Annotated in this window: 9 protein-coding genes; 1 reads left to right on the top strand and 8 read right to left on the bottom strand. The window is 56.7% G+C overall.

All coding sequences use genetic code 11. From position 1 onward, the window contains the following. Positions 1–334: 334 nt before the first annotated feature. From ygjK to ebgR, 6 genes are all read right to left on the bottom strand, one after another. Complete coding sequence (gene ygjK, locus ACLW56_RS22770; protein ID WP_330985948.1) at positions 335–2,686, bottom strand: alpha-glucosidase; 2,352 nt, start codon at positions 2,684–2,686, stop codon at positions 335–337. Positions 2,687–2,702: 16 nt separating this feature from the next. Next, positions 2,703–3,761 carry a protein YgjJ gene (ygjJ, locus tag ACLW56_RS22765; RefSeq protein WP_330985947.1) on the bottom strand — a complete coding sequence of 353 codons (1,059 nt, stop codon included), beginning with the start codon at positions 3,759–3,761 and terminating at the stop codon, positions 2,703–2,705. 16 nt (positions 3,762–3,777) lie between these two features. Beyond that, positions 3,778–5,226, bottom strand: coding sequence for an amino acid permease (locus ACLW56_RS22760; protein WP_330985946.1), 1,449 nt, complete (start codon positions 5,224–5,226; stop codon positions 3,778–3,780). Between the two features lie 56 nt (positions 5,227–5,282). Beyond that, a complete protein-coding gene (locus ACLW56_RS22755) occupies positions 5,283–5,732 on the bottom strand; it encodes a beta-galactosidase subunit beta (protein ID WP_330985945.1) in 450 nt (149 codons plus the stop codon). Continuing rightward, positions 5,732–8,794: a beta-galactosidase subunit alpha gene (ebgA, locus tag ACLW56_RS22750; protein WP_330985944.1), complete on the bottom strand. Its 3,063-nt coding sequence runs from the start codon at positions 8,792–8,794 to the stop codon at positions 5,732–5,734. Before ebgA ends, ACLW56_RS22755 begins: the two co-directional genes overlap by 1 nt. Positions 8,795–8,996: 202 nt before the next feature. Beyond that, on the bottom strand, positions 8,997–9,980 hold the full coding sequence (ebgR, locus tag ACLW56_RS22745; protein ID WP_330985943.1) for a transcriptional regulator EbgR: 984 nt from the start codon (positions 9,978–9,980) through the stop codon (positions 8,997–8,999). 135 nt (positions 9,981–10,115) lie between these two features. Here ebgR and ACLW56_RS22740 point away from each other — a divergent pair, with 135 nt between their 5' ends. Further along, positions 10,116–10,448 (top strand): tRNA-binding protein, encoded by a 333-nt coding sequence (locus tag ACLW56_RS22740; protein ID WP_330985942.1) that lies wholly within the window; start codon positions 10,116–10,118, stop codon positions 10,446–10,448. A gap of 111 nt (positions 10,449–10,559) precedes the next feature. On the opposite strand, the gene ygjG is transcribed toward ACLW56_RS22740, so the two are convergent. After that, complete coding sequence (gene ygjG, locus ACLW56_RS22735) at positions 10,560–11,939, bottom strand: putrescine aminotransferase (protein ID WP_330985941.1); 1,380 nt, start codon at positions 11,937–11,939, stop codon at positions 10,560–10,562. A gap of 283 nt (positions 11,940–12,222) precedes the next feature. After that, a complete protein-coding gene (locus tag ACLW56_RS22730; protein ID WP_330985940.1) occupies positions 12,223–12,750 on the bottom strand; it encodes a fimbrial protein in 528 nt (175 codons plus the stop codon). Between the last annotated feature and the right edge of the window lie 4 nt (positions 12,751–12,754).

Genomic DNA, 12,754 nt, shown 5'->3' with positions numbered 1-12,754 from the left:
TTTTGGTTTTGTACTTCTGATTTGGCAGCAGGACAGCAACATCAAACTTGAGTTTGGCGATATCAACGCCGACGGAGACAAGACTCATCATGGCACTCCATAACCTTATGAATAATATCGCCGGACCATCCTTATATGTGGGTGCTCGGGGCACAGGATACCGTTCGGTCTTGAGGCGACAGGGAAACAGGTTACCGGGGCATAATCTCTCCCACGGGCTCAGGGGCACCAGGGCCGGGTGATGCTCACCGGTAACCTCCCGATGATCAGTCGGGGATCTTCTCCGCAGAAACGGAGAAGATCAAGACATAAGGGCCGGGGTGAGGGGATCAAGCTACTCCTTACGGAAAAAATCGTTATACAACATATACAAATGCGCGGAACTCCACGAGAAGTTCGGCGCGCCCTGCTGGCCGCCGGTCAGCGGGTTGTAGTTTTCCTGAATCGGCCCGTCGCTGGTTAAGCCTTTGGCGTGGCGGAAGAAGGTGTCCGCCAGTTTCACTGCTTCCTCGCGATGCCCATAGCGTTCCATGCCCTTCAGCCCGAACCAGAACTGATCGACCCACACCCGGCCTCGCCAGTAAATATCGGCGCCAAACGCCGGGCTGGTGAGCGCGGCGGTGCCGAGCGGCACGAAGGTGTTAAACTCTTTCGGGTCGAGCATCACTTTCACCACCGCATCGGCATGGGCCTGGGTTGCCGCGCCGTTGAACAGCGGTGACCAGCCTTCCGGGCCTTTGCCGCGTTCGACGATCGGTTTGCCCGCGCAGCCGTTAGCCAGCGGCTTGTCTTCAATGCGAATGTCGTAATAGAAACCTGTTTTCGCATCAAACATGCAGGTGTTGATGTAGTCCGCCAGCTTCCCGGCAAGTGCGGTGTAGCGGCTGGCTTCCTCCGGTTTGCCGAGGATTGTCGCCATCTGCGCCAGATAGTGGTTGTCGCTGTACATGTAGCTCGCCTGATCGACGGACTCCTGCAACAGCGAATAGCCAAGCAGCGTACCTTTCGCATCGCGGTTTTCGGCGAAGTTCACCGTCCAGTCGCTGCGCTTGCCGCCGTTTTGCACGTATTTATCCAGCTGGTCTTTGTCGATAAAGCCAAACACCGCTGCGTCATCGCGCCCGGATTCCCAGGAGGCTGCCACCTGCGCCGGAATTTGCAGGCTATCGTACTGACCTTTGCTGACGGTGGCGTCGTAGTTTTTCAGGCCGGAAAGCGTCTCTTCTTTGTCGCCTTTTTTCACCGTAAACAGCATCTCGCCGCTGGCGGTGTTATGCGCTTTATCCTTCGTCGCGCCATACTCCGGCACGCCGTTGTGGTTGTGATCGCGATTACGCAGCCACCAGTCGTGATAGGCCACCAGTTTCGGGTACATCTCTTCCAGCCACGCTTTATCATTGGTGACTTTATAGACCTCCATCACCGACCACGCTGCCAGGCTTGGCTTGGTGTTGCGCTCGTTCCAGTTGCCGCCATCACCGCCGCGATCCGGGCTCAGGTTCCAGGCAATCAGGTCTGGCACAAACCCTGCGTCCTGTGGGCGGACTTTATCGCCAGGCTGAACCTGCCAGGAGAAGACGGCGCGGATATTGTCTTTGGCTATCTCCGGGTTGAAGTGCGCCATCGCGAAGGCCTGTTTCCAGGTATCCCATGGCCAGGTCTGATTGCCGGAGAACCAGCGCCCGGTCACCGACGGCGTGACGGTATTGAACTTCACCGCGCCGCCCGGCGAGCGCCAGTTGCCGTTCAGGGTTTCGATGGCTTTTACCGCCACGCGGGTTTGCTCTGGTGTAGCCTCCGGATTGGTCAGACCGCGCTGGAGATACCCTTCCCAGCGCTGTTCGGCGGCCTGCATGTAGTGCGACGGACGGGCGAGAATATCGCGGATCTGCATTTTTTCATGGCTGACGTCTTCGGCGGTCAGCAGGTGCGAATAAGTGGTCCACAGCGTGGTCGAGCCGTTGATGCGTGCGGTGCTGGTGAAGCGATCCCCCTCGACGGTTGTCTCAACCGGAATCGATTTATGCACCTGATACTGCGAGGCTCCGGAGGTCAGCAGATCCCAGGTTGAACGCACTTTGCCGAATTTCACGTCCACGCCATCGCGGGTGGCGACGAGTTGGCGCTGATAGTCCGGATAGGCCGCATCAATCGTCTTATCGGAGACGGCTTTTCCCTCTTTGGCCTGCAATTTTTCCAGCAGCTCGCCATCCCATTTCAGCAGCAGCGGAGCATCGCTGGTGATCTTCGTTTCCAGCAGCGAGGTGCGTGCGCTGGCGAAACGCAGGGTCATCACAATCTTCACGCCGGGCGCGCTCAGGGTTTGCACCAACGCACCGGGAAGGCTCCATGCCTGCATCGTGAAATCAACTTTTTTGCCGCCGCGGTACACCGTCAGGCGGTCGAAATTGGTCGCCATAAAGTTGATGTACTCTTCGGTCAGCAGCGCCGGGCCGGGAAAGCCGCCCAGGGTTGCCGGGCCGTCGGGCAGCAGGTGGCCGTGCCATGCGCCGAGATCGAAGAACGGGTTAAAGCGCTGGTGATCGTCGCTGTCGAAATCCTGCATATAGTGCGGTGCGCCGACGCGGTTGATGACATTTTTATAGCTGTCCGCGCTGCCCGCGTGCGCCGACAGGCTCAGCAGCAGAGCGCAGGCCAGCGGGGCGAGAGAGGTCGTCAATTTCATGGTGATTCTGTCCTTGTTACCAGTAGAAGTATTGCATCAGGAACAGCTGATCGCTGGGATCGCCGGAGGCGGTTTTCATGTACCAGCGGCTGTCGGCGGCAGTGGCAAAACGCCCCCCGCCGTATTCATACCAGATACCGAACTGCATAAATGAGGTGGTTTCCTCAGCCGCCTCGTCGGGACGGTGCTTCGCGTAACTCCAGGCGGTGGAGAAATAGAGCCCCTTCAGCGGTTCTGCCATCGCGCTCGCCATAAACCCGGTTTCGGTGCCAGGAGTGCCCAGGCCTTTGGCGCGCCCGGTGTGATGCCAGGCACGTGCCGCCAGATGTGGCGACAGGATGCCGGTCAGGAACAGTTGCCCGGTACCGTCGGTGACTTCCAGGCCGTTCATCCAGGTCACGCCTTCGATGAATTCATATTGCAGATAGCCGTTCATCATCGCCGGATAGGTATATTTATCGTCGTACCGGTCGTATTTGCCAAAATGCAGCCAGGCCTTGCTTTCATCATGATGCCCGGCGGGCGTGGCGGTCACGCTGTAGCGCAACTTGCCCGTCAGATTCTGCACCTTCAGGGCGTACATAATGTCGCGGGTGTTGGGGATAACGTAGCCCAGATCCGGTGTGAAATCGCCCCACCATTGCAGGTCATCGAGTGACGAATCCTGGCGCAGGCTGAGCATGATTTCGGTGTTGTCATCGGTGCGATAGCCGCCGTACAGGCGGTTCAGGCCGCCTTCAAAACCGCCCCAACCATGGTCGGGAACCCAGGCATTGCCCTGGCTGTCGGCCTGAACGGTCCAGCCTTCGCCGTAGATCAGGCCGAACCACGGGCCGTGCTTGATTTCCAGCCCGCCCTCGATATAGGTGCCGTCGCTGTATTTGTGCTTCTCCGGGCCTTCGAGATCCATATAGCCGCCAACGCCCAGCTCGCCATAAAAACGGTATGAAGTTGCGGACAGTTCCGGCGTGCGGGTGTCGTCATGCTCCGCCGGACGGGCCTCTTCCGCGGCCAGCGCCGGGTTGCAAAAAGAGAGGGCAGCGAGTGCCCCGTAAACAGAAGGTGAAAGTCTCATTGGGTTCCTGGTTCCTTCAGGAGAGAGTTTGCGCGGGAGCGGCTTCACGCTTTTTTTCCGATTGCGACAGCCCCCGGATGTATTTGCTGTATTTCCACCACGCAAAACCGAGGAAGATGACAATGCCGCCGACGTTATAGAACACGATGGTCAGAATATTGCCGCCGGTCGGGAAGGTGGAGGCAATAAAGCCGATAGTGAAAATGACGATCAGCATTGAAACCACCACAATGCCGGTGGTGCGTGAACCCATCTTAAAATCGCGTGGCAGATGGTCGAGTTTGCGGCGCAGGTTCAGGTAGGCCAGCATAATAAACAGCGGCGGCAACATTGAGGCGGCGGCGGTCATGTTGATCACCGTATTCATTAATTCCTGGGCGGTGTTGGAGCCGAGAGTGGGAATAATCATCAGCGGGATAACGATTAAATACTGGATCCACGCGGCTCGTGCAGGCACGCCGTTTTCATTCAGGGCTACGGTTTTCGGCCCAAAAATGCCGGACGGAATTTCAGAGAAGAAAATTTTCACCGGTGTGGCGGTCCACATCAGCAGCGAGCCAAACATCGCGGTGAAGGAGACCAGGCCAACGAAGCGGTTCATCAGCACTTCCGGTAAACCGAAGTAAACTGCCAGGCCGTGGAACACCTGTACCGAGCCGCCGGTAAACTTCAATTCTTTGCTGCTGATAAAGACGTTAATCAGCACCGAGGAAATGGAGTACAGCACGCCGATCACGATCCCCGCGAGGATGATCACTTTGACGAACGACTTCGAGCCGCCTTTCACATCATTCACGTACACCGCCACGGATTCCGCCCCGCCTGCGGCCATGAAAATCCAGGTGGTGATGCCGAGAAACGCCCAGTTGAAATTGGGGATCATAGCATCGACGGTAATCGGGTCCGCAGGCTGCACGCCGCCGACCAGCGCCGCACCCGCCAGCAGAATATAAGACAGTGTCAGCAGTAGCATCAGCGTGGAGGTGACGGAGGTAATTGGCCCGAGCATTTTTGCGCCGTTGGTTGAGACCCACGTCGAAAAAGCGAATAACACCAGGCTCAGCGCCACGGTAGCAAACGGGGTGAGAATGTACTCATAGCCAAGAAAGGCATACGAGGCGTAAGCGATAACGCGCGGTAATAACGAGGTGAAAAAGAATAAGTTCACGAACCAGTAGGTGTAGGCGGTAATAAACGCCCAGCGTCCGCCGAGCGAACTTTTCACCCACGCATAAACGCCCGCTTCGGAATTCTTATTCAGCGAGACAAATTCGGCGATGATCAGGCAGAACGGAATAAAGTAGAACAGCGTCGCCAGGAAGAACATTGGCGCGGACGCCAGCCCCAGCTCGATATTATTATTAATGACGTTGTTAAAACTGAATACGGCGGCAAAGGTCAGCGACAGCAGGCCGAACTTGCCAATGGTATTACGTTTGGACTCTGAAACAGTGGACTCTGACATAACGAATCTCCGGGTACAGGGAGGATAGCGGCGCTACGTCGGCGCCGCCGGATTTTTTATTTGTTATGGAAATAGCCGTCTTCTACGGTCACGCGCAGCACCACCTTTTTCACCGCGCCCTCGCTGATGAAGCGGTAGGCTTCGTCGATGTCGCAGATGACCATTTGCCCTTCGTGAACCTGCACCGTGTCACCGCAGCCTTTAAGAAATTCGCGGTCGGTTTCATCGCGGTAGCACTCCACCACCTGAAGGTGCGCTTTCGGCGCGTACTCAATTTTTTGCGCGCCTTGCAGGTAGTAATGGACGTCGAAGTAGCGGCGATGCCCCAGAAAAAGCGCATCGGTGGTGGTGGTGGTGCTCAGGCGATAGCTCAGCGAATCACCAATCGAATGCGCCACGCCGGGGCTAACGGCGTCGATGTTGTGAATGGCTTCCACGCAGCGTTGCCATTTGCGACCGCCGTGATAGCGACGGGTAAACTCTTCCAGGTTATTGATAATGTCCATTATTCGGCCTCGCATTCGGCAGCGGTTGGGGTGAGAGAGAACGCCTGAGCCAGCACGTTGCCGCTGGCAGGCAGCAGGGTGAAGCCATAGCGGAATTCGCTAAAGCGCACGCGGAAGCTGTCCAGCACTTCGCTGCCCCAGGAGTTCGAGCCCAGACCCAATAGCTGGTGGTCAAGATTGAGGGTGATGTGGCCGCTGCGCTGCAGTTCGTTGCAGTGACGTGCGGCGTGAATGGCCTCGGCGGTGTACGGCCAGGCGCTAAAGTGAAGAGGTTGCTGCGGAACGACCAGCAGGCCATTCCCCTGACGGTTAGTGAGCGCCGCCCAGCGCACCTGCTGGCGGTTGCCGTTGTTCTGCGGGAACGGATAGTTCTCGAACATCGCGTCCACCGTGCTGTGCCAGACGTCAACCCGGCTGGACTGCTGGCTGTCCGGGTAGTTTTCCCCCGGCCCGCGTCCGTAATATTTCACCTGCTCAAAGCTGCCGTTGATGCCCAGCGTGAAGCCGATGCACGGAATGATGTGCGAATAATCGCCGTAAGGCGTGCCCGACAGCTCGACGCTCAATGCTCCGGCCGGGCTGACGCGCCAGCGACAGGTGCAGCGCATGCCGAAATCAAACACCGGCGGGGCGATAACGCTTTCACTGACGAGGCACACGTCGTTGCCCTCGCGTTCCACGCGAAACGTGCGCAGATGCTCCTGCATAATCTGCAAATGATTCGGCTGCCACAGCCCTTCGTATTCCTGCTTGTGGTTATCAATCATCGGCTTGAAGAAGGTGATTTTGCCTTCTTCGGCAATTATCTCCTCGCCGTTGACCAACCATGACGCCAGTTTTCCGCTGCGCTTAGAGAACACCATCAGGAAGTTATGCCCGCGGACGGTACAGTTCAGGCGTTCGTCTTCGACCAGCAATGCAGTGGCGTTATCAGAGAGCCACGGTTTAGCCGCCAGTGTGCGAGGGGCGAGCAGGAACTGGTACTGTGCAATCGAGTGATGGGCTTCGCTGTAGCACGTTGCGGAGTCCTTGCTGACAAACACGTTCACCCAGCTTTCGCGGCCGTCGGTTTGCGGCAGATCGATGTTCAGCGTGCGGCTGCTGTTCGGCGGCAGGTCGCTGACTTTCAGGCTCTGGCTGCTGATGAGCTCGCCTTCGGCTTTGATCTCGATTCGCAAGGTGTAGTCGTCAAGCGTGCTGAACCAAAGCTTGTTGTCGATTCGCAGTTCGCCGCGAGCCAAATCGACGGCGTGGACTTTCACCGGGGCAATCACCTGCTTGTATTCCAGCAGGCCAGGGCCCGGGGTCTGGTCGGAATAAATCAGCCCGTCGAGGCAGAAGTTGGCGTTATTCGGATAGTCGCCAAAATCGCCGCCGTACTGGTAGAACGTCCTGCCGTCCGCATCGTGTGCCTGAATGCCGTGATCGCACCACTCCCAGACGTAATGGCCTTGCAGGCAGTCGTGGCGATAAAACACATTCTGGTATTCGCTTAACCCGCCAGGGCCGTTGCCCATTGCATGCGCGTATTCGCAGATGATGCGTGGTTTAGGATGCGGGTATTCGCCGAACTCGTTCATCAGCGGCACGCGGGTGTACATGGTGGAAATGATGTCCACCACTTCGGCATCCCGGTCTTCTTCGTAATGCACCAGGCGCGTTGGGTCCAGCGCCTTGCAGGCTTTGGCCATCGCGCGGATGTTGCAGCCATAGCCGGATTCGTTGCCCAGCGACCAGATGACGATAGAAGGGTGGTTTTTCTGCGCCTGAACGTGACGCACGATGCGTTCGACGTACACGCCTTCCCAGGCAGGATCGTCGGTGATGCGGCTCAGATCGCCGACGTTGGCGAAGCCGTGCGATTCCACGTCGGTTTCCGCCATCACGAACAAGCCATAAAGATCGCACAGTTCATAAAAGCGCGGATCGTTCGGATAGTGGGCGGTGCGCACCGAATTGATGTTGTGCTGCTTCATCAGGATCAAGTCTTTCTCGACCCGATCCATGCTCACCGCGCGACCCTTCAGGTGATCGTTATCGTGGCGGTTCACGCCGTGCAGCATCACGTAGTGGTTGTTAATCAGCATCAGGCCGTCGCGCACCTGAATGTCGCGGAAGCCCACGCGCTGCGGCACCACTTCGAGAGTTTCCCCGGCGGCGTTTTTCAGGATCAGCAGCAGCTGGTAGAGATAAGGCGATTCGGCAGACCACTGTTTTGGCTGCTTCACATCAAGGCTAAAATCGAGCGTCTGGCGCTGGTTGACGCTGCCGCGAGTCACACCCTGATAAAGGCACTGCTCACCGTCGAAAAGCTGGTATTCAAGGCTGACGGTCTCTGCCTGTGCAGCCAGATTTTCCAGCTCCACGCGACAGGAAAGCGTGGCATCCTGGTAGTCGTCGTTAAACACGGTGCTGACGGTGAAATCGTCGATGTGAGTCGGCGTGCGCCCGACGAGGTAAACGTCGCGGAAAATGCCTGCCGTCCACCACATGTCCTGGTCTTCCACGTAGGTGGAGTCCGCCCACTGCATCACTTTGACGCACAAGAGGTTTTCTCCGGCGTGAACGTAAGCGGAAAGGTCGAACTCGGCGGTCAGGCGGCTGCCTTTGCTGAAGCCGACGTAATGTCCGTTCACATAGACTTCAAAATAGGTTTCCACTCCGTCGAATTTGATGAGCGTCTGACGCGCGCTCCAGCTTTCGCCGAGTGTAAAGGTGCGCTGATAGGCGCCGGTGGGGTTAGCGGTAGGCACGAAAGGCACGTCTATCGGGAACGGGAAGCCTTCGTCGGTGTATTGCAGCTGGCCGTGGCCTTCGAGCTGCCACATCGACGGCACACTAATTTGCCCCCAGTCATTCATCAGCCGCTGAGGGAAATCCTCCGGCACATCAAGCGGATGGTCAAAATAACGAAACGTCCATTGGCCGCTTAGCAGCAAAAAATGGCTGCTGGCTTCGCGAGCAAAGCGGCGAGCCTCATCGACGGACGGATAAGCAAAAAAGTACGCGCGCGGCGGCAGCCGGTTCTCGTGCGTTAGTTGAACATTCTCCCAGCGGTTCATCTCATCTCCCTGCGGGTTAAAACATCATTGCAGGGGAGTTTAGTAAATATTTTACTAAATAAAATCAGTAAAACCGAAATGCGTTAACCGAATCACGAAAATAGGGGATTCAGAGAGGGTGGGGAAATTGCCGGGTGGCGGCTACGCCTTACCCGGCCTACAGGAGAATGGTTGTTTTTGTAGGCCGGGTAAGGCGTAGGGTTTAACGCGTCGTACCACGCAGCTTCAGGCGGCTCGGCACAAACACCTGTAACGGCAGCGCCCGTCCGTCGCGGGCTTTTTCCAGCAGCAGGTTCACGCCCTGGCTGCCCATCATTTCGGAATGAATGCGCACGGTGGTCAGCGGCGGGAAGGTAAAACGGGCGGTAGGAATATCGTTGACGCTGATCAGACTGATGTCCTGCGGAATGGAAAGCCCTTTCTCGTGAATGGCCCGCAGTACGCCGATGGCGATGGAATCAGAGGCGACAAACAGCGCTTCGGGATAGTCGCTTTTCGCCAGCATTTGGGTCGCCAGCTCATACCCCGACGAACTGGAAAAGCCGCCGCGCCAGATGTCGCTTTCAGACACCACGCCCTTCAGGTGGCCGTATTCGACGAACGCTTTCTCGCGAATATCTGCCTTGCCCGGCTGGTCTTCCCCGCCGATAAAGCCGATACGCTGCACACCCTGAGCCACGAAAAAGTCGACCACTTCCTTGCTGATCCGTACCAGGTCGATATCCACCGAATCAAAACCGGAGTCGGGCTCGTTGAAATCGATGAAGCAGATGTTGTCGCTCAGCGCTTGCGCGGCCTGGCGCATTTGCAGGGCCGGTTTGCCGACAATGAGAATGCCGCTGACCTTATTCACCTCAGGAAGCCCCTGATTTTCATAGCAGTTGGTCAGGCCGATATTCAGCTTTTCACACTGCGTTTCAATGCCGTGACGGATAGCGAGGTAATACGGATCGTTGATTTCCAGCTCCTGACGGTAGCTGTACAGCGCCAGCACATGGTGGCAGGCATCATGATGGACCAGGCTTTTACGTGCGCTGCTGCCGCGATATTCCAGCTTTTCAGCGATCTCCAGGATCCGATGCCGGGTCTCTTCTTTGACGTTCAGCGTCGGGTCGTCGTTAAGAATGCGCGACACGGTGGCCTGTGACACGCCCGCTTCCTTTGCGATATCTTTCAGTGTTGCCATGGGTCCCCTCTGCGCGGGAGTTGAAGTGTATGCTGCCGCCATTGTAATGAATCCGGCGAATTTAGTAAAAATCCATTGATCGACAGTGCCGCTTATGCTGTGATAGTTTTACTAAATATTTACCTGGGGATTGACATGGAAAAGGTAGCTTACGGGGATTTCGCTCGTCTGGAGATGCGCACCGGTAAAATTGTTGCGGTGAAAAGACATGAGAACGCCGACAAGTTGTACATCGTGCAGATTGACGTTGGCGGGCGCACGCTTCAGACCGTTACCAGCCTGGTACCTTACTACGCACAGGATGAGCTAATGGGTAAACAGGTAGTGGTGCTGTGCAACCTGGAGAAAGCAAAAATGCGCGGTGAAGTGTCGGAGTGCATGCTGCTGTGTGCCGAAACAGAAGACGGAAGCGAAAGCGTGCTGTTGACCGCCGAGCGTGCTATGCCTGCTGGCGTGCGGATCGTTTAAACGAAAAATGCCCGGTGGCGGCTACGCCTTACCGGGCCTACAACCGGGCCTGTAAGCCCATGATAATTGTATGCTTTTCGTAGGCCGGATAAGCGCAGCGCCATCCGGCAGTTATGCCTGCTCCACTGACACCCGAAGTGCAGCCAACGCTTTCCCCGTCGCTTTGATAACCTGCTCACACTGCTCAATTGTCAGTGTCAGCGGGGGTTCAATGCGAATGGTTTTGGCGTTGTTGAGCGTACCCGCCACCAGAATGCGCTGGCGGAACATTTCGCTCGCGAAGCTGTAGCCGATTTCATTGTCGACAAACTCGATGGCAATCAACATCCCTTTCCCGCGCGCTTCCTGCACCAGATCCGGATATTCACGTGCCAGCAGGCGGAAACCGTCCAGCAGCATGTCACCTTTCTGTTCGGCCTGAGCCGGCAGGTTCTGTTCCAGCAGCACGTTGATGGTCGCCAGCGCCGCCGCACAGGCGAGCGGGTTACCGCCAAAGGTGGTGGTGTGCAGGAACGGGTTGTCGAACAGCACCGAGAATACTTCTTCTGTCGCCACCGTCGCGCCAATCGGCATCACACCCCCGCCCAGCGCTTTGGCGAGGCAGAGAATGTCCGGCTGCACGTTTTCATGTTCGCAGGCGAACATTTTGCCGGTGCGGCCCATCCCGGTTTGCACTTCGTCGAGGATCAGCAGTGCGCCAAACTCATCGCAGAGCTTACGCACCGCAGGCAGATAACCCTGCGGAGGCAGGATCACGCCACCTTCACCCTGAATCGGTTCGAGGATAATCGCCGCGACGTCATCACCGGTCTTTTTGCATTCACTCAGCACGGTGCGCATGGCGTTGATATCGCCAAACGGCACATGACGGAAGCCCGGCAGCAGCGGCATAAACGGTTTGCGGAAGGTGGATTTCGCCGTTGCCGACAGCGCCCCGAGAGATTTCCCGTGGAATGCGCCGCTGGTGGCGATAAACGTAAATTTCCCGCGTGGTGACTGATACGCTTTGGCGAGCTTGATAGCGGCCTCGACGGATTCCGTTCCGCTGTTGCTGAAGAAGCTGTATTTCAGTTTGCCCGGCGTCAGTGCCGCCAGCGTTTTTGCCAGCATTGCACGCAGCGGATCGAGCAGTTCCTGGCTGTGAAGCGGTTGTTTCGCGAGTTGATTCTGTACGGCGGAAACCACTGTTGGATTACGGTGCCCTACGTTGAAAATCCCAAACCCCCCCAGACAATCGATAAACTCTTGTCCCTGGGTGTCGACAAGCGTATTCAGACTGCCCGCTTGCCATTCTACGGCTCCGTAATCCCCGCCTGCAGTGACAGACTTGCGATACTCAAGAAACCCCGGATTCACATGCTCTTTGAAGTATTCCCGAACCTCCTGGTTGAGTGATTTCATCTCCTCATGATCAAGCGTGCGCTTTTCAATGAGATTCAGTGAGTGCGCGCTGCAGGCAAGAGCCGAGGCGCTGGAAGGTAACCTGTTCAAAATATGCTCCTGGGTATCGCGTATCACATGATACTGATTTAAGTATTGCAGGGATTACGCCACCCTGGAGCGGAACGCAAAAATCAAGATAAACGGCTGCGGAGGGCTGAGTGTTACAAAATTTAATCATTTCTATAACATTTGTGCGATTTTTACTCCTGAGCTTTCAGCATAAGGACGGTCATTATATTGAACGATTGCACCATGCTGGTGCAGTGGTTGCACTCGCACAGTTCTGGGTCGGTTCAACCCGTTGCGACGATCGGTATGATGATTACCGGATTTATTGGTAGTTAATGGTAAATTGGGCCGTACCGTTAGCGACACCGGGTACGATACCCGGTCTGTCGATCAGAGCCTGGTAACGGGCACGATAATTTAACGAGTTCAGACCGGGAACCAGCGCCCGGGCTGCGGACACCTGATCGAGAGGCAGTTTGGTACCATTTTCCTCCTCAAGCCGGATTGCGACGCCGCTGGCGCTATTATCGCCTCCATCGATGGCAATCAGCGTCGGATCGCTGGCGTCAGCCCTGGCGCTGAACTGGACTGTTGCGGTGCCCGGCCCGGCTACCGGACAGTTTATGACCAAATCAAAGTCAACCGGATCGGACAGATCTCCCGGTCCACCAAGTACTGTTGTGCTGACGGAACCCAGAGAGACTTGACGGTCCATGGTCATTGATGACGGGTCTGGTAAGCAGGATGGCGATTTGATGGTGCCGCTAAAATTAAGCTGTACATCATCCGCCTGTGCACAGGCCATGACGCCACATAGCAACATCAGGGCAAAAAGGGGTTGTACTTTCATAAGA

Origin of the sequence: Pantoea sp. sgz302252, from assembly GCF_047713085.1 — a bacterium.
GTDB lineage: Bacteria > Pseudomonadota > Gammaproteobacteria > Enterobacterales > Enterobacteriaceae > Scandinavium.
Note: the sequence above shows the minus strand (reverse complement) of the source record. Positions and strands in the feature narration are given on the sequence as shown.